General features: G+C 42.4%; 18 protein-coding genes. 5 read left to right on the top strand and 13 right to left on the bottom strand.

The genetic code is table 11. From position 1 onward, the window contains the following. Positions 1 to 24 precede the first annotated feature (24 nt). From ACN6NB_RS19235 to ACN6NB_RS19180, 12 genes are all read right to left on the bottom strand, one after another. On the bottom strand, positions 25 to 1,239 hold the full coding sequence (locus ACN6NB_RS19235) for a CynX/NimT family MFS transporter (RefSeq protein WP_039182887.1): 1,215 nt from the start codon (positions 1,237 to 1,239) through the stop codon (positions 25 to 27). A gap of 22 nt (positions 1,240 to 1,261) precedes the next feature. Further along, positions 1,262 to 1,408, bottom strand: a complete 147-nt coding sequence (locus ACN6NB_RS19230; protein WP_064498621.1) for a YycC family protein — start codon at positions 1,406 to 1,408, stop codon at positions 1,262 to 1,264. 69 nt (positions 1,409 to 1,477) lie between these two features. Beyond that, positions 1,478 to 2,212: an alpha/beta hydrolase gene (locus ACN6NB_RS19225; protein ID WP_039182884.1), complete on the bottom strand. Its 735-nt coding sequence runs from the start codon at positions 2,210 to 2,212 to the stop codon at positions 1,478 to 1,480. A 98-nt stretch (positions 2,213 to 2,310) separates the two neighbouring features. Beyond that, positions 2,311 to 3,276, bottom strand: a complete 966-nt coding sequence (locus tag ACN6NB_RS19220; RefSeq protein WP_144491803.1) for an iron-hydroxamate ABC transporter substrate-binding protein — start codon at positions 3,274 to 3,276, stop codon at positions 2,311 to 2,313. 98 nt (positions 3,277 to 3,374) lie between these two features. Beyond that, on the bottom strand, positions 3,375 to 5,000 hold the full coding sequence (locus ACN6NB_RS19215) for an AraC family transcriptional regulator (RefSeq protein ID WP_474253547.1): 1,626 nt from the start codon (positions 4,998 to 5,000) through the stop codon (positions 3,375 to 3,377). Between the two features lie 123 nt (positions 5,001 to 5,123). After that, on the bottom strand, positions 5,124 to 5,351 hold the full coding sequence (locus ACN6NB_RS19210; protein WP_025093680.1) for an MbtH family protein: 228 nt from the start codon (positions 5,349 to 5,351) through the stop codon (positions 5,124 to 5,126). Positions 5,352 to 5,371: 20 nt separating this feature from the next. Beyond that, positions 5,372 to 12,520 carry an amino acid adenylation domain-containing protein gene (locus ACN6NB_RS19205; protein ID WP_474253546.1) on the bottom strand — a complete coding sequence of 2,383 codons (7,149 nt, stop codon included), beginning with the start codon at positions 12,518 to 12,520 and terminating at the stop codon, positions 5,372 to 5,374. Between the two features lie 15 nt (positions 12,521 to 12,535). Next, positions 12,536 to 13,444 (bottom strand): isochorismatase family protein, encoded by a 909-nt coding sequence (locus ACN6NB_RS19200; RefSeq protein WP_474253545.1) that lies wholly within the window; start codon positions 13,442 to 13,444, stop codon positions 12,536 to 12,538. A gap of 18 nt (positions 13,445 to 13,462) precedes the next feature. Further along, on the bottom strand, positions 13,463 to 15,082 hold the full coding sequence (locus ACN6NB_RS19195; RefSeq protein WP_144491806.1) for a (2,3-dihydroxybenzoyl)adenylate synthase: 1,620 nt from the start codon (positions 15,080 to 15,082) through the stop codon (positions 13,463 to 13,465). A 24-nt stretch (positions 15,083 to 15,106) separates the two neighbouring features. Continuing rightward, the gene (dhbC, locus tag ACN6NB_RS19190) at positions 15,107 to 16,288 is read right to left on the bottom strand and encodes an isochorismate synthase DhbC (RefSeq protein WP_144491807.1); all 1,182 of its coding nucleotides are present in this window, start codon (positions 16,286 to 16,288) and stop codon (positions 15,107 to 15,109) included. A 26-nt stretch (positions 16,289 to 16,314) separates the two neighbouring features. After that, positions 16,315 to 17,100: a 2,3-dihydro-2,3-dihydroxybenzoate dehydrogenase gene (locus ACN6NB_RS19185; RefSeq protein WP_144491808.1), complete on the bottom strand. Its 786-nt coding sequence runs from the start codon at positions 17,098 to 17,100 to the stop codon at positions 16,315 to 16,317. Between the two features lie 4 nt (positions 17,101 to 17,104). Continuing rightward, a complete protein-coding gene (locus ACN6NB_RS19180; RefSeq protein ID WP_474253544.1) occupies positions 17,105 to 17,989 on the bottom strand; it encodes an alpha/beta hydrolase in 885 nt (294 codons plus the stop codon). A 524-nt stretch (positions 17,990 to 18,513) separates the two neighbouring features. Here ACN6NB_RS19180 and ACN6NB_RS19175 point away from each other — a divergent pair. Beyond that, on the top strand, positions 18,514 to 18,732 hold the full coding sequence (locus ACN6NB_RS19175; protein WP_144491810.1) for a hypothetical protein: 219 nt from the start codon (positions 18,514 to 18,516) through the stop codon (positions 18,730 to 18,732). 118 nt (positions 18,733 to 18,850) lie between these two features. On the opposite strand, the gene ACN6NB_RS19170 is transcribed toward ACN6NB_RS19175, so the two are convergent. Then, a complete protein-coding gene (locus ACN6NB_RS19170) occupies positions 18,851 to 19,708 on the bottom strand; it encodes a hypothetical protein (protein WP_126682576.1) in 858 nt (285 codons plus the stop codon). 110 nt (positions 19,709 to 19,818) lie between these two features. Here ACN6NB_RS19170 and ACN6NB_RS19165 point away from each other — a divergent pair, with 110 nt between their 5' ends. From ACN6NB_RS19165 to ACN6NB_RS19150, 4 genes are all read left to right on the top strand, one after another. Continuing rightward, positions 19,819 to 20,763, top strand: coding sequence for a DUF4885 family protein (locus tag ACN6NB_RS19165; protein ID WP_126682575.1), 945 nt, complete (start codon positions 19,819 to 19,821; stop codon positions 20,761 to 20,763). Next, entirely contained in the window at positions 20,760 to 21,716 is a 957-nt protein-coding gene (locus tag ACN6NB_RS19160) for a DUF4885 family protein (protein WP_144493771.1), read from the top strand. Before ACN6NB_RS19165 ends, ACN6NB_RS19160 begins: the two co-directional genes overlap by 4 nt. Before the next feature lie 217 nt (positions 21,717 to 21,933). Beyond that, entirely contained in the window at positions 21,934 to 23,298 is a 1,365-nt protein-coding gene (gene dnaB, locus ACN6NB_RS19155) for a replicative DNA helicase (RefSeq protein WP_024424034.1), read from the top strand. 130 nt (positions 23,299 to 23,428) lie between these two features. After that, positions 23,429 to 23,842: a VOC family protein gene (locus tag ACN6NB_RS19150; protein ID WP_268465161.1), complete on the top strand. Its 414-nt coding sequence runs from the start codon at positions 23,429 to 23,431 to the stop codon at positions 23,840 to 23,842. Positions 23,843 to 23,950: the final 108 nt, after the last annotated feature.

Raw genomic sequence — 23,950 nt, 5'->3', positions numbered from 1 at the left:
TCTCACGAGGAGGCGGGTTCTTTTTTATGAAGGATCTGAAATATAGACGCTGCGTCCGGCACGCATACCGGATAAAAACATGAAAAATAGGATGATGATAAAGATGATAATTGCTGGTGTCCATGTATGTGTGAAATCAAAAAGGATACCGATCATGAATGGACCAACAGCAGCTAATAAATAACCGAGTGACTGCGCCATTCCAGAGAGGGCAGCTGCTTGTTCCATATGTCTTGTCCGCAATCCAATGAAGGTGAGCGCTAGACTGATACTAGCACCTTGTCCAATGCCGATCAATAGGACAGAGATGACAAGAATAGGTGTCGATCCTCCGAGAAGAAGTCCAATCATGCCTAGTAAATACACAAGGACAAGGCCGGCGACAAGCGGTCTTTGCGTTTTTAATTTTTCTGCAAGAACGGGCGTTAAGAAGGTGGATGGCAGACCAGCGAACTGCATAATGGACAGCATCCATCCAGCTGTTGATAGGTTCATTCCATGTGATGTTAAGATATCAGGAAACCAAGCGATGCTGCTATAGAAAAGGAATGATTGCAAGCCCATAAAAAAGGTCACTTGCCATGCGACACGTGAGCGCCATATTGGCTGCTCTGTAAGAGAAATGGTTTTGACGGCCGCTGTATTCTGATGAAGAAGCTGCGGCGCCCAAACCATCATGGCGAGAAGGGCAAGTCCAGCCCATACAAGGAATGATGTATTCCAGCCGCCAGGCATCGTATGACTAAGCGGAACACTGACACCTGATGCAAGTGCAGCGAAGACGGACATTGAAGTCGTGTATACACTTGTCATCAAACCTGCATGTGCAGGAAATTTATGCTTCACAAGCCCCGGTAAGAGCACATTACAAATCGCAATTCCGACGCCGACTAGCGCCGTTCCAATCATTAAGAAGGTGATGGTGCCAAACGAGCGAATCACAATCCCAAACAGAAGGACAGCAAGTCCAAGCCAGAGGGTTCGTTCATTGCCAAGGCGTTTTCCGATTTTAGGTGCAATTGGAGAAAGCAATGCGAATGAAAGCAGTGGTAATGTCGTAAGAAAACCTGCCAGTCCATTTGAAAGCTGTAAATCGGAACGAATCGCGCCGATAACAGGGCCAACGGACGTAATGGCAGGCCGCAGATTAAATGCAATGAGCAAAATCCCAGCAATCAGCAGGATGGTTTGTCCTGTACTGCGAGGATGTAATGTTGATTTTTCTAGTTGTTGTTCCATGAATGTAAACTCCTTTATGTCTTTAAGAAGAACGATCTTTCTTCTGTTCAAGCTCCGCTAATTTAGCTAATAAGATATGCTGCGGCATATGCATAATTTGTTCTAACGGTACATTGAGTGATGCAGCAAGCTTTTGTGCGGTATCGGCTGAGATTTGTAAAGGTCTCATGCGCAAATCCCTCCCTTTCAATCTATACGTTCCAATATATCATATCGGATGTGCCATGCTGATAAAAAATTAGCATTCTCTTTTATAAAACCACATTAGAGCCGATAAGAAATTTTTTTGAAATTGTTTCAGATGATGGCCCTCTCCTTGTTCGATGTGATAGTGCAGCTGCCATTCCTGCATCCCTTTCTGTAATAAAAGATCATGCAGTTGTTTGGTGAATAACGGCATGTGCTGTTGAACAGATGTTTTGCCTTTCCCTTCTTCACTGCCTACAGACAAATAGACAAGGTGATCCACACACTGAATGCTTTGTTGTTTAGCAAACGGTAGAAAATCTTCATACCAAAATGACCCGGAGATCGATGCGATATTTTTAAAAAGATCAGGGTGCATGAATAAAGTATAAATAGCAAATAACCCGCCTAATGAAGCACCTACGTGGCTATGCTCATGACAGGTCTCTTGAACTGGATATTCGCTTTTGATATATGGGAGCAAGTCATTCGCTAAAAATGACACATACGTCTGTGCCTCGCCTTTAAAGTCAGGGAACCCAGATCGCAGTGATGACGCCTTCCATGGTGTATATTCGTCAAGACGATTGAAGGGATGTATGCCGACAATGATGATTGGCGAGATGGTATTGGTTTCGATCATTCTTTCGATTTCTAGCAGGTGTGTTCTAAACAAAGAAGAGCCATCTTGTACAAAGACAGCTGGAACATTAATAGAAGTGTCCGGTGGTAGGTAAATATCAAGCTGACGCCCGTTAAACTCGTCATATAGAAACATTCCGTTCATGTGTCATCTCTCCTCCAAGTTTTCAAGCTCCGCTGAAAAGAAGACAAAGGGCTAAAAATAAAGATCATTTTAGCCCTTTGTCATTCGTCACATCTTTTTTAGTTGTTTTGATCTAACCATTTCACGGCCTTATCAAGGAAGGTTGTCTTGCTTAGTGCTGTTCCTCCTTGAAGCATAGGGTCAACGGCATTTTCATTGATGTGCCCATTTTTCACAGCTTTTAGGCTTGTCCAAATTTTATTTTTCTCTAAGTCCTTCAATGCGTTCGGATTCGATGAGTTTTCCTCTTTAGAGAACTGAACAAAAATATAGTCAGGATTGAGTTCTCCTAGGCGCTCCAATGAAATCAATGCTTGTGCTTTGGCTTTTTTGATATCACTTGGTGCTGTAAAACCTAAGTCTCCATATAAAGTAGAGTTGAAGTATACGTCTTCAGGGTATACGTACAGGTCGCCCTGTCTAATGCGTAAAATGACAGCTGTTTTGTTGCTGCTTTTGTCTTTCAGGGTTTCTTTCGCTTGTTTAAGATCTTTCTGATAATCAGAGATGATGGTTTTGGCTTCTTTACTTTTTCCAGTCAGTTCACCGAGTAATAAAAGATTGCTTTCCCAGTCGGAAGAGACATGTGATACTGGGATCGTCGTTTGGACTTTATCTAGTTTTTTAATTGTTGCAGGCGGGAACTTGGTTGATCCAAGTATCACATCTGGTTTTAGTTTTAGGATTTTTTCTAGGTTCGGTTCTGTTTTTTCCCCGATGCCTTCAGTTTTTGCTGTGATGTCTTTAAATAATTCAGGGAAAGTGCCGCCTACAGTAGAAGCACCAATAGGCTCGATACCAAGTAATTTTGCATCTTCCATTGATTCTAGGCTTCCAGCAATGACGATTCGTTTCACTGGTGTTTTGAGTTTGTACGTTTGTTCTAAGTATTTGATGTTTGTTTCAGCTGCTTCAGCTGACTTGCCTTTGGTTGTGTTTGAAGCAGGTTTATTTTCTGCAGCACCACAGGCTGCTGCGATGATCGTCATGATACAAAGGATAAGAAATGCGAACCATTTTTTCATTTGTTTTCTCCTTTAACTGATAATTGTTCTCAATTAAAGATTGTAGTAGTCTTTCGTCCTTTTATCCATAGACAATGATCTGTCAAATGATGGACTTTTTACGGAAAAAAAGATAAAAGGTCCTGAATGACTCGTTGATGACTGGCTGCTGTGTATTCACGCCAAGGGTCAGACGTAAGTGGATAGACTGCTTGCTGCGTCACAGCTTTGAGATTTTGCCAAGCCTCCTGCTGCTTTAATTTTTGATAAAAATCAATCGTTTTTGGCTCCTTATGCAGGAAAAGGAAGATGGCGTCTGGATCTAGCTGTTGTATAGAGCGAATGCTGATTTTTTTTTCTATTAGCTGGCCGTCATTCTGAAAAGCTGGCTGAAGACCAATGTCTTGAAAAATCACTTCTGACATGGTGCGATTCACAGACAAATAGAGCTGATCTTGAAAGATACGAAGAGGCAGGATAGTTTTTGGTGGATGATCAAAAAGGCATGCCTTTTTCGCTTGAATGACGAGTTCCTCGTAATGAATCAGCCATTCTTCTGCTTCCTTCGCTTCGTTTAAGAACATAGCTGTCTGTCTGAATTGAGTGCGCCAATCCAATTGTGTGAATGGAACAAAGTGAACAGGACAGATGGTTTTTAACACTTGTTTTTCTTCCTCTGTCACATGATCATTGGCAATGATCAGCTCAGGTTTTGTTTCCTTTAATAGCTGTAAATTGGCTTCAGCATGCTCGTTGATCCGATGTGCACTCAAGTGAATCGGAATTTCTTCTGCATAATGCTCAAAATCATGTGCTGTCCATTTAGGGTGAAGCGGGGCAGCATATGGGATGATATGAATGGGTGTGAGCTGGCCGAGTATGGAATGGCCATAGGCTGCAATTTTCCGTTGCCGGCTTTTCATATAAGTAGAAGGGGTCATGCCCGTTTTTTTCTTAAAGATGCGGCTGAAGTAATACGGATCTTGATAGCCGATTTCAAGTGCAATGTCTTTGAGCTTTGCGCTGCCTTTTGCCATTAATTGTTTGGCTCTAGCCATCCTTTTCTTGGTGATATAATCAGTGACACTCACATCAAAATGCTTTTTAAATAGCTCACTGTAATGATTAGAGCTGATGCCAGCCATATGAGATAGACTTGTCAGGCTGAGGGGTTCTTCGGAATGTTGATCGATATATTGTTTTGTTTTGAAAAGGGCATGTGCCGTGTCACAAATATCTTCTTTATGCAGTGTGAAAAGCTGCATAATGAGCTGCTGAAAAAGAGTTTGGCTTTTAAAAAAGCTAATAGATTCAGGTCTTTGCCATTCCTCTGTCATATCGGACAGTAAAGAATGAATTTGTTCAATCGAACTAATATCGATAAATTGCCATTTATTCAGTAAAGAACGGGCATGTTCCGTTGATACTTCTCCTATGTTTTGATCTTGCAGCGTGTAGAGCTGAAAGCGAAACAGATAGAGCTCGTGTTTTTGATAAGGCTCTGTTTTCAACATAAATGTTTCCCCAGGCATGATCGTATAGAGTGTCAGATGTTTCAATCGCCATTTTTGATCGTTCAATGTGAGTAAACCGCTGCCGCTTATGCTGAAGAGGAGGCAGAATGTATCTGATAGCTGCTGCTCTGTATGTGGAAGCTCTGCATTATTTATTTTTTCAGTATATGTTAATCGATAGATGAATTGTTCGGCATTTGCCAATGTACGTAATTGATTGTTGTTTCCCATAAAACCACCTGATCTCTTATTGATTGATAAACATTCTCAATTAAATTGTAGCAGAAAGAGCTGAAAGATGGTGATGTTTATTCTGTCAAAAAAGCACCCTGATGGAGATCAGGGTGCAATGATTTATTCCGTTTTTCCATGTGCTAGTGCAGGTTCTTTTGTTAAGCTTAATGGCCGCAAGTCCTGCCAGTGTGTCTGGATATAATCGATGCAGGCATTTCTAGTGTCTTCACCAAAGACCTTTTCCCATCCATCTGGCACTGGTGCAAATGATGGCCAAAGTGAATGCTGTCCTTGTTCATTGACAAGCACAAGAAATACACCGTCTTCACGATCAAAGGGATTTGTCATTTGTCATCTCTCCTTTATTCTTAGTGCTTTTGTTTGACCCGATGCAGTGCGTTGTCTAAGATGACACCAATTTCTGCTAGGGGTTTAGGCTGGCACATGTCTTTGTGCCGGCAATGAATGTCGTGCTGTTCGATTGTTCCGTTGATATAAGGTGCCCATGCTTCGGGATCAATTGGTGTAAACCAATCTGGGATAATGGTAGATCTAAAGAATAATATGTCTCCCTGATAAGTTTTTGGCTGATATTCTCCGAGCAATCGAACTGAATTCACATAGGTTTCTTTTAGATTTCTAATGGCATCTTCACTTAAGCTTGCTAGTGCACTGCCATCTTTTTTCAAAATGTCGACGGCACTTTTCATCGTGAGCGGTTCACCTGTTAAGGTATCTGGATCATAACCGCCGAGCGCAAGAAGAGCGATTAGTGCTTCTTCTTCATCAGGTGCTTCTTTAATCGGTAAGAAATGGTTCGGATAGGCATCCAGCATCGCAACGAGTGCGATTTCTTCACCTTGCTGCTGGAGCTGTGTAGCCATTGCTTGTACAACGTTTCCACCTAATGACCAGCCAAGAAGATGATAAGGGCCTTTTGGCTGAATTGTTTGGATGTGCTTGATGTAATCCGCAGCCATATCATCTAGTGTGTGCGGGTAGTCATCTTTTCTTGCGATTCCTCGTGCCTGTAATCCATAAATAGGGATGTCTTTCTCTAATGTATTCAAGAGGCCGGCATAGCACCAGCTAAGACCACCTGCTGGGTGAACACAGAAGAGAGGATACCTTTCTCCATTTGTTCGCAGCGGCAGTAAGATTTCTAGTGCATTTTCATCGCTTCCTGTTTCTAGTTTCTCTGCTAAACTTGCTACATTTGGTGCTTCAAACAATGTTCCGATACTTAGTTTGACACCAAGTGCATCACGAATGCGGCTGATTAAACGAACCGCAAGCAGTGAATGTCCGCCAATGTCAAAAAAGCGATCGTCTATGCTGATTTTAGGCAAATCAAGCACCTCTTCAAAGAGATGACATAGGATTTCCTCTTTCGGATTTCTTGGGCCGCGCCCATCCGCTTGCTGTAAATGCAATTGAGGGGCCGGCAGTGATTTTTGATCAAGCTTCCCGTTTGCTGTAAGCGGCATGGCGTCAATCTGTACATATGCTGCGGGCACCATGTAATCAGGAAGACTGGCTGCTGCAAAATGACGAAGGGCTTCAGTATCGAAATAGTCTTCTTCCGTTGTGACGATATATGCAACTAAGCGCTTGTCGCCAGGCTGATCCTCTCGCACCATGACGGCCACTTGTGCAACTGCATCATGGCGTGCCAGAACGGCTTCGATTTCTCCAAGTTCAATACGGAATCCGCGTATTTTAATTTGATGATCAGCTCTGCCAATGTAATCAAGCGCCCCTTCTTCTGTCCAGCGCGCAAGGTCGCCTGTACGATACATCCTTGTGCCAGGTGCTCCATAAGGATCAGCAGGGAATCGATCTGATGTCAGGTCAGGTCTGCCTAGATAACCTCTTGCAAGGCCAGCTCCAGCTACATACATTTCACCTGTTGTCCCAGGGGGAACAGGCTGCAGGTATTCATCAAGTACGTAAACGTGTAAATCAGGAATCGGTTCGCCGATTAAACTGCTGGAGTTCTTTGTGATTATGTCTCGATTGAGTTCATTGTACGTAACGTGTACGGTGGTTTCTGTAATGCCGTACATGTTAATTAGCTTTGGCTTACAGTCTGAGTGACGGCTGTACCAATCTTCTAATCTGCTAAGCTCTAATGCTTCACCGCCAAAGATGACATAGCGGAGTGATAATGCTTGGCCTAGTGTTTGTTGTTCCTTGTCTATCTGCATGAGCTGATAGAAGGCAGAAGGTGTTTGATTAAGCACAGTTACCCCTTCCTCGACTAGAAGCTGCAGCATCTCTTCAGGAGAGCGAGAGATGGTATGAGGTACAATGACAAGCCTGCCGCCATATAAAAGTGGTCCCCATATTTCCCATACTGAAAAATCAAAGGCATATGAATGGAACATTGTCCAAACATCCTCTTCATCAAAATGGAACCAATGTTCAGTAGATGTCAGAAGACGGATGACATTTTGATGTGGGATGACCACTCCTTTTGGTTTCCCTGTAGAACCGGATGTATAAATAATATAGGCCGGATGCAGAGAAGATAGCGGTTCAATTCTGTCTATATCAGCCGGATTATGATTTGGCATAGTCAGCAATTGATCGCTCGTTTCTTTTTCGTCTAACAAAATCAAATCGCAATCAGCAGGGAGATGCACTGCATCTGTTTTTGTTGTGATGCTACAAACTGGTTTGGCATCTTGTATCATGTATGCCAGCCTGTCTGCTGGATAGTCAGGATCAAGCGGAACATAGGCTGCGCCTGCTTTATGAACGGCTAACAAGCTTACGAGCATGTCGATTGATCTAGGCAGGGCAAGTGCAACGAACTGTTCTGGTCCAACGCCTCTTTGTATTAATAAATGAGCAAGACGATTGGCTTTGTAGTTTAACTCACCATAGGTAAGCTGCTTATTGCCATACGTTACAGCCACTCGATCAGGATATTGCTGCGCCGTTTTTTCAAATAAGGCTGGGAGACTATGTGCTTGATCTAACTGAGCGAATGTCTTTTTATCAGGGAGAAATGTTTGCCGTTCTTTATCTGATAAAATGTTCACTTGGCCAATCGGCACGTGTGGGCGCTCAGTCACTTCAGTTAAAAAGCGCTTCATTCTGTCAGCGATTGCTCGAATGGTGCTTTCTTTAAACACATCTGTACTGAATTCAAACAAACCTGTTAATCCTGCTGCTGATCCAGTTTCAGTTCTTTGTTCTGTCAATTCGATGGTCAGATCAAATTTAGCTGACCCTACTGGTTTCACGTAAAGGTCTGAGTCAAGCTGTGTCAGCTTCATTTCTGCCTTCGGTGTATTTTGGAAGGCAAGCATGACTTGGAACAATGGGTTTCGTGATCTGGATCGGGTAGGATTTAGGATTTCGACTAGCCGTTCAAATGGCAGATCCTGATGCTCATAGGCTGCTAAGTCAACGTCTCGCACTCGCTTCAATAGCTCACTAAAGGTTGGATTACCATCTGTATTGGTACGTAATACTAGTGTGTTCACAAACAAGCCCACAATATCGTCAAGTGCATCGTCATTGCGTCCAGCAATCGGACTGCCGATTGGGATATCTGTCCCTGCTCCAAGGCGTGTCATTAATGCTGCAAGTGATGCTTGAAGCACCATGAACAAACTCACTTGATGCTGCTTGGCAAGCTCAAGGAGGTTCTGATGTAAAGCGGGTTCAATCGTAAAGTCTATCGTCGCACCGTTGAAGCTTCCTTCCTGTGGACGCGGGAAGTCATAGGGAAGTTCAAGTTCTTCAGGCAAGTCATGTAAGGCACCTTTCCAATAGCTGAGCTGCTTGGCAAATAGACTATCCGTCTCTTCTTCACTACCCAACAGCTTCTGCTGCCAAATAGCATAGTCAGCATATTGAACAGGTTCTGCTGGCAAGGAGATGGATTTTCCTTGTATACGGGCTTCGTAAGCAGCAGCTAAGTCTCGCGTCAATGGTGCAAGTGACCAGCCATCACCAGCGATATGATGCAGCAATAGAAGCAGGACGGATCGGTTTGCATCAAGCGTGAATAACTCTGCTCGCAGTGCAGGTTCTTCTTCAATTTTAAAGCTATAGCGAATGGCTTCGTTTAACTGACTCTCAATTTGTTGATCGGCTGAAGCTGTGACATGGAGTTCAGGCTGAACACTTTTCGGATGTAAAATGACCTGTCTTGGCATGCCGTTCTTATCTGGAAAAATGGTTCTAAGGGTTTCATGTTTTTCAGTGATATCTGCCAGAGCACCAATTAGAGCTGTTTGATCTAGTGTACCTGTCAGTTGAATGACAAGTGGAATATTGTAAGTTGGACTTGGCCCTTCAAGGCAATGAAGGAACCAGAGCCGTTTTTGGGCAAAGGATAATGGAATTTCATCTGGCTTGTCTTCAACCTGAAGCGGCGGCCGAATGTCCTTCGCTTTGTCAATATGCTGCGCAAGATCAGCAACCCGAGGCGATTCAAAAATGGTACTCATGCTTAGGTCTGCGCCAAGTGTATCGCGTATACGTCTAAGCAGGCGAGCGGCGAGTAAGGAATGTCCTCCTAAGTCAAAGAAACTATCATCTATGCCAATTTGAGATAGGCCAAGGGTTTCTGCAAATAAACTACATAACATGTCTTCTTGTGGTGTTCTAGGTGTCCGCTCAGAACTAACTAAAGACATATTTGGTATTGGTAATGCTTTGCGATCGATTTTGCCGTTTGGCGTAAGTGGAAGTTCTGGCAAAACGACAACAGCAGAAGGTACCATGTAATCAGGAAGTAATGAAGCCACAAACTGTCTGAGCTCTGAAGGGTGTAGAGAAGAGCCATCTGTCAGCACAACATATGCACAAAGCAGCTGCTGCCCAGGTTGATCTTCACGAACGATAACAGATGTATGCTTAATGGCTTGGTGCTGCATCATCACGGTTTCGATTTCACCTAGTTCAATACGGAAGCCGCGGATTTTAATTTGATGATCGGCACGGCTGATATAATCAATCGAACCATCTTCACGCCATCTGGCTAAATCACCAGTACGATACATTCTCGTGCCGCTTGTGCCGAATGGATCAGCGACAAAACGTTCAGCCGTTAAATCATATCGTCCAAGATATCCTCTAGATACTCCTTCACCAGCAATATAAAGTTCACCGATTGACCCTGCTGGGACTGGGTTTAGTCCTTCATCTAAAATATAAACGCTCGTATTCCAAATGGGTTTACCGATTGCCGGCCCGCTATTCTCTCGATGTGCTGTGACATTTTCCATCGTAGACCAGATCGTCGTTTCTGTAGGTCCGTACAAATTAGTAATGTCGCATTGAAGAGATTGCAAGGTATGCAAAAGGGAGGCAGGGAGTGCTTCTCCTCCAACAAGAACTCGCATACCTGTAATCACGTCAGGATATTCATCTGCCAACGCATGCCACAACGTTGGTGTTGCCTGCATGATGGTGACATGATAAGAACGAATCATATCTGAAAGTTTTGCTGGATCTTGTATGGTTTCTTTTTTTGCCAATAAAATAGCAGCTCCATGTAAAAGCGGGAGGAACATTTCGAGCCCGGAAATATCAAAGGCAATGGTCGTTACCGCTAAAAGCTGGTCTTCTTGATCTAATAAAAATGAATCTTGCATGGACAATATAAAGTTGATCACATTTCGTTTTGTTACAACAACACCCTTTGGTTTGCCTGTCGATCCTGATGTGTAGAGGATGTAAGCCGGGTGATGTGGAGAGCCCTCGCTCCATGTCGGATTGAGATTTGGACTGCCTGCTATCTCCTGATGAACAGTTGAATCATCCAGTTGAACGATGTGCGGATGGTCCAAACCGTCTGCTGTCTCTTTGACTGTGAGCAAGCACGCCGGTTTGGCATCTTCTAGCATATAGGCGACTCGATCGTTAGGGTAATCAGGGTCTAATGGCAGATATGCAGCTCCCGTTTTGACGACGGCTAATAGACTTACGACCATATCGATGGATCGAGGCAGAGCAATGGCGACAAATTGTTCTGGTCCAATGCCGTGTTTTTTCAAATAATGAGCTAATTGATTTGCCCGCTGATTTAGCTCTTCGTAAGTCAAAGTGATTCCTTCAAACTGTAGTGCTTTTGCTTGTGGCGTTTTGCTCACCTGTTTTTCAAATAGTTCCCGTAAAGATTCCTTTGGTAATTCTCGTTTTGTATCATTCCAGTGCTTGAGAATGGTCTCTTTTTCTTCAGACAAAAGAAGGTTGAATTGACTGATCGTCTGATCTTGCTCTAGTCCGGTTATTTCTTCCAGCAATTGAAGGAAACGCTGCTGATGAGCGTCAACTGCTTGCTCTTTGTAAACGGCAGGATTTGCATCAAAGTCGATTTGAAATCCGTTCCCATCCGCGCGGTCGTATATGTTGATCGATATATCATCCACGGGCCCTGCTGAGAGGTTATGTGCTTGACCAATGCTCTGATCGAACATGAGATCATAATCAAATGGCATGATATTGATCTGCGGGCCAAATAATCGCTGATTTCTTCCGATAAGTTTAAAGTCTCTCCGCATGTCCTCGTGACGATATCGTTGATGAGGACGAATGGCTTTTAGCTCATCAGATACTTGGCGAACAAGTACTGAGAGCGTCATTTCTGGTTTACATGTTAAACGAAGCGGTACTAGGTTCATGACCATTCCGGGTGTTTGTAAGGCGCACGATCCAAGGCGCATCATCACAGGTAATCCTAAAACAATATCATGTGCACCAGTCATACGATGCACATATAAAGCGGATGCAGCAAGGATCATTTCATGCCACGTACCACCGAAGGCTGGAGCATTTTTTTTCATTTTGCTTACCTTTGCGGCATCGTAGCTAGCCGTTTTTCGGATAAAATGATCCGACGTTCTTGGGGCAAGCTCAGCAAGGCTGACAATTTCAGGTTGATCAGCAAAGCGATTTTTCCAAAACGCTTGATCATCTTCATATCGATTGGACTGTTGATAGGTGAGCTCCTCTTGGACTACGTCATGTAAGGATCCAAATGTTTGAGGGGGCATAGGTGTCCCTTTCGATAGGGCTGTATAGACCTCAGCAACACGACGCGCAATGAGCGAAAAGGCGAATCCATCAATGGCAATATGATGAATGCGCTGATACCAGATAAATCGATCGTCAGCAAGTTGAAAAAGTACTTCACGGAATAATACATCTTTCTCTAAAGAGACTGGCGTTGAAAGATCTGCCTTCATCCATGCTTTAGCCGCATCAAGCGGCTGTTTTTCATTTTGTAAATTGATTAATTGGAATGGAATCTCTTTCTTAGATGAGAACCATTGCTTTGGACCGTCAGTATCCTCAACGAATCGCATATACAAAGAATCTGCTTCTAAGACAGTTTTTCTAATGGCTGCTTCAAAGTGTATGGGGTCAATAGGACCTTTAATATCTATATACTCAGCTGTATTGAAAATAGGATTAGATGGATCAAGCTGCTGCGCATACCAAATGCCTGATTGGGCACCGGTTAGTGGAAATGAATCGACTGACTGGATCGACAAGGGTCTATACCTCCTTTACAAGTAATCGATATTTGGAATAGATGGCTGTTTGTCTGGGAAAAGAAGAGTCCGCCAATGAGCGAGTGTTGGATTTGCTGCAAGCTCAACGAAATTGACTGTCGCTCCTTGCTGTCTCCACTTTTCCGCTAGGCTCATCATTCTAATAGAATCAAGTCCAAGGTAGACGAGATTCTCGTCAAGCGGTATTTCATTCGGCTCCAATTGGAGATACTCAGCTACTTGCTGAAGAATGGCCTCAAAAGATAGGTCATCACTTTCTGCTTCCTGTCCTGTTAAACGACCAATGATTTGATTTGTTGTTGTGGTGACCGCACAGCGTTCAGCTGCATAGGTCATGGCCATTTTGTGATGTTTCAATGAAAAGTCAGCGACGGCATCTGCGACAAAGAAGGTTTCAATATCGAGCATGAATGCTTCTGCGGCTGTCAGCATACAGCCAATATGTGCATATACGCCAGTAATGATCAGTTGATCACGCCCGCCTTCTTGAAGAATATCCAAAAAATTAGATTTTTTGAATGCGCTATAACGCCATTTTGTCAGCAATGTATCTGCCTCAGATGGAGCAAGCTGATCAATGATTTTTGTCAATGCTTCATCATCACCAAGTCCAGGTCCCCAAAAATCTGTTAATAGGGCACGATCCTTCGGGTCTTGGTCACCAGGCTGAGCTGTATAGACGACTGGAATGCCAAGTTCATTGCATGTGTCACGTAATTGTTCAATATGCTGAACTAACTCTGTGATCGGTGATGTATCTTGTTGAAATGCATTTAAAAAATATTGCTGCATGTCATGTATCAGCAGAACAGCACGTTTCGGATCTGGTATCCAGTTCACTTTATTTTCGGGTAAATCTTGTGTGCTTGGCATTGGATATGCAGGAATAGTAGGGATTGCCATGGTTTTCACTCCTCTTTTTTATACGTTGGCAGTATGGGTTGCAGCTAGTTCTCTTAATGCTTTTTTACTGACTTTGCCTACACCTGTTTGTGGGAACGCATCGATCCATTCAATGCGGTCAGGAATTTTATAGGCTGCGAGCCCGCGTTCTCTTAGAAATGATTTTAAGACGTGCGGTGCTGGTTTGTTGTCTCCTTTTGCAATGACAAAGGCACATGAGCGTTCGCCAAGAAATGGATCCGGCATGGATACCATGGCGGCATCATGAATGTCAGCATGCGCAAGTAAATGGTTTTCAACTTCTTCAGCGGCAACCTTTTCGCCGCCACGATTGATTTGATCCTTGTCTCTGCCTTCTACAACAACATTTCCTTCTTTGGTTAATCGCACGATGTCACCTGTTCTGTAAAAGCCATCGGGTGTAAATGCTTTTTTGTTTTGTTCATCGGCTTTATAGTAGCCGCGAATCGTATAAGGTCCTCTTGTTAAAAGATGTCCAGCCACTTCATGCGGGACGGGCTTGTCCTCATCATCAACCACTAGTACCTCATCATATTCAGACATCGGGCGTCCTTGTGTATGAATAATGACATGTTCAGGATCATCTAATCTGGTATAGTTGACCAGACCTTCTGCCATACCAAAAACTTGCTGTAACTTACATCCAAGGGCAGGCATCACTCGTTTTGCTGCCTCAGCACTGAATTTAGCACCGCCGACTTGTAAGACTTCAAGACTCGATATGTCATCTGATCGATGAGGAGCGGCCTCTAGCCAAATCAATGCGATAGGTGGAACGACAGCGGTAATGGTCGCCCGTTCTTTTTCAATGAGTGGAAAGACGACATCAGGGCTTGATCCAGGTGCAAGAACGACTCTTCCGCCTGCGTATAACGTCCCAAGGACTCCAGGCGAGCTTAATGGATAGTTGTGCGCAACTGGAAGTGCAGCTAGATACACACTTTCTTGTGTGAGCTCGCACACCTCATTGCTTTTCCAAAGACTATAAATATAGTCATCATGCGTGCGAGGAATAAGCTTAGAAAGGCCTGTGCTGCCTCCAGATAACTGAAGAAATGCAATATCGCTTGCCTCTACATGAATTTGGGGATCAAGTGCTGGGTCCTTGCGCAGATCATCTAAGCCAAGGAATTCCTCAGCTTCCCCTGCAACAATGACATGAGGTAATGAGGGAAGCTTTTCTTTCACTTGACGTGCAAGTGTTCGATAATCAAAGCCGCCATCGATATCTGGTATGACATATGCGTCTGCTTCGGCAAACTCAATAAAATAAGTGATTTCACTGCTTCTATGAGATGGCAGCGAGAAGACGGGTAAAGCACCGATTCGAAATAAAGCGAAAATGACCTCAAAAAAAGCAGGAATGTTAGGAAGCTGCACGACAACTCGACTTCCTTTTTGAATGCCAAGCTGATGAAAACCAGCGGCAAGACTGCTGACGCGCTCATCAAGTTCTTGGTAGCTCATATGCGTATCAGCGTATGTAATCGCTGTTTTATTTCCTAACGATGCGGCGCGTGCACGAAGCATACCGCCAAAGGTTTCCCCACGCCAACAGCCGTTTTCACGGTAGCGTTTTGCAAATTCTTCTGGCCATGTAGGTGGTTGAACGAACATGTTTTTGTCATCTCCTATTTACTTTTATAGCTGATGGATGCCCATCGCATGAAGCATCGTGTTGAATTTTGCAGATGTTTCAGCTAGCTCATCCTCTGCTTTTGATCCTTTGACCACTCCTGCACCAGCAAAGAGGCGAAGGGAGTGACCCTCAGCTTCTGCACAACGAATGGTGACAATCCAATCACCATCACCATTTGTATCTGCCCAGCCGATCATTCCTGTAAAAAATCCTCGATCGAAGGGTTCAATCGCTTGAATGGCTTCACGTGCATCTGCTGTAGGTGTTCCGCATACTGCAGGTGTTGGATGAAGGCTAAGCGCTAAATCAATTGAGGACACACTAGAATCTGTTAATTCACCTTTGACCACAGTAGACAAATGCCACATCGTTTCTGTTTGTATGACGGATGGTGATGCAGGCACATCTAATGTATGACAGTAAGGAGTAAGCGCTTTAGTGACAGCTTCGACAACCACTGCGTGCTCGTGTAAATCCTTCGCTGAAGTAAGGAGTTCATCGCGGCGGCGCTGGTCTTCTACTGGATCTGAACTGCGCGGCCGAGAACCAGCGAGTGGATTGGAAATCACAGATGAACCAGTTTTTGAAAGTAGCAGCTCAGGGCTTGCCCCAAGAAGTGTGCGCTTTTGGGAAGCCTTCGGGTCAGCTATATTTGCAGCAAACGTATAGCCAGTCGTATTATGACGAGCCAGTCGTTCGAGTATTGTTTTCGTATGAATATCTCGATTTGCTTTGAGATGGAGAGATCGAGAGAGTACGATTTTGCTAAGCTCTCCGTTCTCAATTTTAGCTAATCCTTCGTTCACACCTTCCATGTAGACATCTGGAGCAGGGACAGGTGTCACCTCATAGGATGGCGATACCGCTTCTGACTCCTCATCACCTTGTTGAAATTCGAGTGGATCACTAAACTGTACATGGACTGGAACATTTAAACGAACGGGCTGCACCGGATCAAACGGGACAGCACCAGCCACAATCGGTGCTTGAATACCAGCTTGTTTGGCAGCGTCAAATACATGCGCTACCTTTGTAGATAGTTCATTTAGCTGATTGGTTTCAATATGCTGGAAAATCCCTTCGGCAAGTATCGTGCGTTTAGGTGAAGCAAGAAAAAAAGCGCCTGGCTGATAGTCTTGAAGCAACTGTACTTTTTCTTCTGACGACAATAATGAATGTTTCATGAAAAGGCCTCCTTTTGATTGAAATGCTAGATTCCGAGTGTTGCGCCACCATCAATTGTGAGATTCTGCATCGTAATATGATTGGATTGCTCAGATGCAAAGAAAATGACTGCATCAGCGATGTTTTGAGGATCAGCGATTTTTTGTAAAGGAATTCCGGTTTTATACGTCTCTAATGAGCCTTTAATCACCTGATTTTCTCCTTGTTCATCAGCCCATAAAGCCCATTGCATAGGTGTTGCGGTAGAGCCGGGAGAGACGACGTTGCATCTGATCCCGTAGGCTGCCAGCTCTAATCCAAGCGTTTTTGTAAAGGAAGTAGCTGCTGCTTTTGAAGCGGCATAGGCAGCCATATTCATTCTAGGAATGGCACCTGCGTTAGAGCTGACAGTCACGATGACCCCTTCTGATCTTTTCATCATGTATTTGGAGACAGCTTGAGATACGTAAAAGACACCATGTGTGTTGACTGCGAAAGTTTGTTGCCAGTCATCTGCACTAAGCTGGTCAATAGAACTAATTCGAAGAATGCCTGCTACATTGACCAGTAAATAAATGGGTCCAAGCTGCTTTTCAATTTGATCAACAATGTGCTGAACAGAAGCTTGATCGGTGATGTCCCCTGGATAGGCAAAGGCACGTATGCCTTCATCATTCATTTGCTGGACGGTGCTTTGCAACTGATCTTCATTTGCGTCAACTGCTGCAATAATCGCACCTTCCTCGGCTAGTCTTTTAGCGACTGCTTGTCCAATACCTTGTCCTGCGCCTGTAATAAGAGCAATTTTTTGAGATAGACCACTATGTTTCATGTGTTCACTGCCTTTCCTTCATGTCTGTGGTTGTGAAAGGATCATCATGATAGAGTGCAAAACGAAAAGCGTAATTCATCAGCACTGGTAAAACGGATGTATGTCCTTCTTCAGGGAACTCGTGATAGGCCGTATGCAAGCCATATGAAGATAAAGGCAGCATCCGATTTGCTAGTGCATGTGCATGATCATTCATTTGACATGGATGATGTTTTTCTAATTCACCTACACCTACAAGCAGCCTGGCATCCATAGACATCTGACGTATATGATTGGTGAATTGGTGTTCTTTTTCTAGAAATAAATCTTTGTTCCAGTGGATAGAAGGACTGCCCGCAATATATGTCTGATAAGCATCAGGGTGCTCAAATAGTGTGTGTAATACAAAAAGACCGCCAAGAGAGTGCCCAAACAGTGTTTGACGACTCTGGTTGATCGGAAAGCGCTGCTCGATATAAGGCTTTACAATCTTTTCTAAAAAAGAAAAGAACGAAGAGGCGCCGCCATATGTATGGGTGGAGAAGTCCTGTCTTTTGCCGCCAATGGAAGCGTCAGGGCCGGTTAGAGTGAGATCATAATGCCTGAGCGGATGATAGGGCGCTTCTGTCTGATAGCCAATTCCAACAATGATGGCAGGTACGACACCTGTTTTTTCAGGTCTTCTTGACTGTAAACGAAGTGCTTCGACCATTGTGCCAAAAAGTGAATTTCCATCAAGTACGTACATGACTGGAAAACCAGCCGCTGGAGGAGTAGTATTCGGTTTAAATATAAAAAGTCTATATGGGTGTGCTGTGATATCCAGTTGCTCCGTCCCAGGTATAAAAAAAGGCCGGCTTTCTCCGAAAATTGAATCCTCAGCACCCATTCCTTCAGGGCGTTTAGACATATGTAAAAAATCCCCTTCCTCAAATTGAGCCTCATACGATGATAAAAGCAGGCTTGCGGATATAGGATGAGTGTAGTAATAGAATTGAAATGAAAATGATTCTCAATTATCACGCAAGCAAATCAAATGATAATGGTTATCAATTATGAAGTCAAATGTTCATTAAGTCGTGTAGTTGACCATTTAATCTAAATATTATGAAAATAAAGGACTAAATAACTACCAAATGAATGGAAATAGGGAATGCCGGACTGAGTCATTTAAAAAGAGGAGAAATGCCAAAAGACCTTGACCGTCTCGGGATATTTACCATTTTCTTCTGTTTGATTCAGGAATATATATAGGTGTTTCTTCTTGAAATCATTTTGAGGAAAAATAAGTCTATAGACCTTCTTGTATTTTTAGGAAAAAAGAGGAGAATTTTTCGAAAAGCTGGTGATCATATCTCACAACTTATTCAATATTATACGTAAATTCATATACAATTTTCTAAGGAAGACAAGATCGAAGGGAATGTAGGCAGAATGAAAACTTCATTAGGAAAGCTGAGGCTAAAACTGCTTGAAAATCAGCTCAAACTGACAAATACGTTTACAGTGGAAGAATATCATGAAATGAAGCAGTCATTACATGAAATACGGATGTCATTCGCGGCTTATGAACAATGGGATTTATACCAGCGGGCCACCGATATGATCACCGTCCTCCTCTTTCAACACGCCCTCAAGCAAAAACCCCAATAATTTCTTATGAAAGGACGGTGCTGTTTTAAGAGTGGCAAAAGATCATATAGCATCAAAAATGCGGCAATTAAAAAAGTAAGGGATGTCCCCTTACTTTTTTTCTGCAAACACCATTCAATTAAAATCCATCTGTGACATCATATTCGTAACGAATATCGGCTTTGACATTGCTCATAGTAGATCTCGCTGTAGCCTTTGCGTTGTACTTAAAGCTCCATTTTTGCGCGACTTTTAATTGATCATCCAGAGAAATACGGTAAGAACCACTTGTTGCAGATGAAACAAGTGATGTGTACCAAATATTACTTTCACTAGCCATCAGTTTGTGAGTGACATTCCCTTGGTTGGGTGTTTGGGTACTAGTTGTCGAAATCGATTTAACTACAGCACGTTTAGGAACTGTGGAATTATTAGTTAAATCCATTGTAATGACTGAAGAATCAACTCCTAAAAAATTTAAAGAAGAATTCCCCAAGTTAGTAGCAGTCCCCGAAAAATTGAATGTCCCATTCCCAGATTTAATACGATCTTGAATGGAAACAGTAAAGTACATATTCCCTGTATATGTACCACGGGTCACTTTCACAAAATAAGTTTCTGAAGTTGAAGTCACGTCACCAGTATTAGCAAAAATAAAAGGCGTTACTGAATCAGGATTAATAACTTCGGACCCTGTCCTAGAATATTTAGAATTATACACCTCGATATTCATCCCTGTATATTGCTTATTATACGAACTTCTGACATAAACTCTTTCACCTTTATTGATCGTAAACTGATAATACGCTTCATTTTCACCTTCAGGTAAGATTGTCGTATCTGGACGACTATATTTCCAATATCCCATTGAGCTTGCTGTGTTAGGACTGTTATTCCCCGTAATAGCTGCTTCTGCTGAATGAGGTGCAAAAAAACTAGTAAAAAGCACTAATAATAATGCAGGTAATAAAAAACGTTTGAAGATAGTATTTGTCATATTTTAACCCTCCTTGTAATAATTACTATATCGGATCAAAACTAACAAATTTTAACTGAATTGCCGATATATTTAATAATCACTAATTTTTTTAAAAAAGGAGAATCAAAATGAATATCAATACGTCATATACGATACCTTCAAACAATCAGAACCGAATCGACTCTAAAGATCAATCAGCTATTAAAAGTACAAATGAGGTGATGACCGAATCTGATAGACGGATGAAAATATTAGATGAAAAATACGAAAAAATAAATGAACAAAATAAACGATTCAAAGATCCTCAAGACCATATATATAATAAGTATAGAAACCCTTATTCTTCTTATTTCAGAAGTGATTTAACAAAAACGGAAAGAGAAGCTGCTTACATTATGGAAATGAGTTGGGCAAGGAATAATAAAGGAGGTCAATATGACTTTAATGACGCCATCTTCCGTAATGAAAAACGGTACGATCCTACGCAAGAAAGTGTAGAAAAGAAAATACTCAATCGTCAAAAGGTGAACGAACAATTACAAGATTTATTCTCTAAAAACGGTATAACCATTCCTAAAAACACAAATTTAACTTTTACCATTGATCCAAATAATTTCAAATTAGTGGTGAGTGGATCAACAGACGAATCGCTGATGAAACAAATAGAAGACCTATTAAATACAACCAACAATACAAGAGAACTATTTTTCCATATTATGAAAAGCAGAAATGATGATTCTACTCAATTCACACCTGATTCTCTGGCAAAGTTCCATCTTGTCAATCAAATCAAAACGGTGACAGGCTACAATTTAAAAGATTTAAGCATTGTAAACGGTCAATTTGTAACGGATAACGGAGCGAATATTTTTGATCTATACAAAGAAGAACTCCTAAAAAATCCATACACAGCTGAAAATGCACGTATTGCTGCTTCACATTATGGTGCACAGCTCTTTGATCTAGCCAAAAATGGGTTTGACTCTATTCCCGATTTGGTGCTATCTATTGGTTACCAAAACGGCTCCTTATATGACATTGGACAAAAGGTGAATTACGGAGTATCAAAGTGAAGATAAATACATCTAACACGACAGCCGTTCTAAATAAGCAGAACCTTTCGGACTTCAATAGCCATTCAGCTATTAAAAGTACAAATGAGGTGATGACCGAAGCTGATAGACGGATGAAAATACTAGATGAAAAATACCAAAAAATAAATGAACAAAATAAACGTTTCAAAAATCCTCATAGTCATATACACGATAAGTATCGAAATCCACGCTCTCCTTATTTCAGGAGTGATCTAACTAAAGTAGAGAGAGAAGCTGCTTATACGATGGAGATTGGCTGGGCTAATTCTGGAAAAGGAGGTCAATATGACTTTAATGACGCCATCTTCCGTAATGAAAAACGGTACGATCCTACACAAGAAAGTGTAGAAAAGAAAATACTCAATCGTCAAAAAGTGAACGAACAATTACAAGATTTATTCTCTAAAAACGGTATAACCATTCCTAAAAACACGAATTTAACCTTTACTATTGACCCGAACAATTTTAAATTAGTGGTAAGTGGTTCAAAAGAAGAATCGCTGATGAAACAAATAGAAGACCTATTAAATACAACTAACAATACAAGAGAACTATTTTTCCATATTATGAAAAGCAAAAATGATGATTCTACTCAATTCACACCTGATTCTCTAGCAAAGTTCCATCTTGTCAATCAAATCAAAACGGTGACAGGCTACAATTTAAAAGATTTAAGCATTGTAAACGGTCAATTTGTAACGGATAAAGGAACGAATATTTTTGATCTATACAAAGAAGAACTCCTGAAAAATCCATACACAGCTGAAAATGCACGCATTGCTGCTTCACATTATGGTGCACAACTATTTGACCTAGCGAAAAACGGGTTTGATTCTATTCCCGATTTGGTGCTATCTATTGGTTATCAAAATGGCTCTTTACAAGACATTGGACAAAAAGAGAATTATGGGGTTAAGAAAACGATAGATTAACAAAACGTGGACGACAGGTACAAAACTAGATACCGTTAATAAAGGACTCTATAACAATTTATGTTACAGAGTCTTTTCTATTGAAGTGCGTTGTTTCGCTGTTCAACGAAACATCCTCATGGTAATTTTGACTATAGTCGATGTTTTTCACTTTTTTATTGATGAAAATGTTAAAATGATGAGTAGCGTATTTTTTTATGAAAGGACGGTGCTTGGCATGACGGAACTTCTCGATGACCGGCTGCCGCCGCAAAATATAGAAGCCGAGCAGGCCGTATTAGGTGCTGTTTTTTTAGAACCATCTGCGCTAACGCTCGCTTCTGAGGTATTAATTCCAGAGGATTTCTATAGAATGTCGCATCAAAAGATTTACAATGCGATGCTTATACTTGGCGATAGAGGAGAACCGGTCGATCTTGTCACGGTGACATCTGAGCTTGCCAATACAGATTTACTAGAAGAGGTAGGCGGGATTTCGTATTTAACCGATATTGCGAACTCGGTCCCAACGGCCGCAAACATTGAATACTATGCAAAAATTGTAGAAGAGAAATCCATTTTAAGACGTCTGATCCGTACGGCGACAACCATTGCACAGGATGGGTACACGCGTGAGGATGAAGTAGAAGACCTGTTGAGTGATGCTGAAAAGACCATCATGGAAGTGGCTCAGCGTAAAAACTCAGGAGCCTTTCAAAACATTAAGGACGTTCTTGTTCAAACATACGATAATATTGAACAGCTTCATAACCGCAAAGGCGATATCACAGGGATTCCAACGGGTTTCTCTGAGCTTGACCGGATGACAGCTGGATTCCAGCGAAATGATTTAATCATTGTAGCGGCTCGTCCATCAGTAGGGAAAACCGCCTTCGCATTGAACATTGCCCAAAATGTCGCGACCAAAACGGACGAAAGTGTCGCCATCTTTAGTTTAGAGATGGGTGCGGAGCAGCTCGTTATGCGAATGCTGTGTGCAGAGGGGAATATCAATGCACAGAACTTAAGAACCGGTAATCTGACAGAAGAGGACTGGGGCAAGCTGACAATGGCGATGGGCTCGCTGTCAAACAGCGGGATTTTCATTGATGATACACCTGGAATCAGAGTAAGTGAAATTCGCTCGAAATGCCGCCGCTTGAAGCAAGAAAATGGTCTTGGCATGATCCTGATAGACTACTTGCAGCTCATTCAAGGGAGCGGACGATCAAGTGATAACCGTCAGCAGGAGGTTTCTGAAATCTCTAGGGCATTAAAATCGCTGGCAAGGGAGCTTGAAGTTCCGGTTATTGCCTTGTCTCAGCTTTCACGTGGGGTTGAGCAGCGTCAGGACAAACGTCCGATGATGTCTGATATTCGTGAATCAGGAAGTATCGAGCAGGATGCCGATATCGTGGCATTCCTTTATCGTGATGATTACTACGACAAAGAATCAGAGAATAAGAACATTATTGAAATCATCATTGCCAAACAGCGTAACGGTCCAGTTGGTACAGTATCACTGGCGTTCGTCAAAGAATATAACAAATTCGTCAACCTGGAAAGAAGATTTGATGATGCGGGTGTTCCGCCCGGTGCTTAAAGCCCAGCTCAAGAAGCTGGGCTTTTTTTGATTGATCTACATCGAAAGAATGATTGAAAAAACAGTCAATATGAGGAGGAGAGAGAAAAAGAGAGAGCGTATACTAAAAGGAGAAAAGGAGTGAAGACTGATGAAATTTCAACAGTTTGAAGCCGCTCAATTACGTATCGCACGCCCAACCGTCAACATGAAAGAGGTTGTTTCCTTTTATGAAGAAGGCTTAGGGCTCAAACGAATAGGCTCATTTGATCAGCATGAAGGGTACGATGGTGTGATGCTCGGGCTGCCTCACCAGCATGTTCATTTAGAAATCACCAAATATGAAGAAGAAGAAAGCCTGCCTGCCCCGCATCCAGAACAGCTGCTTGTTTTCTATATTCCGGATGCAGAGGAATTTCAGCAAATGAAAGAGAGATTGATTTCATTTGGCGGCCGGCATGTCACCTCAACGAATCCTTACTGGGACCGGGGAGGAGCAACCATTGAAGATCCAGATGGGTATCGGGTTGTGCTGATGAATACAGATGGTATTACACCGGTTTAAAAAAGACTCCCATTGCTGGGGGTCTTTTTTATGTTGATGAACAGTGGACACGATAAAAAGTTGTTTTTTCTCAAAATCTCCATTTCTAAGCGCTAAAGAAGTGATTAA

The organism is Bacillus sp. 11B20 (assembly GCF_056098985.1).
Note: the sequence above shows the minus strand (reverse complement) of the source record. Positions and strands in the feature narration are given on the sequence as shown.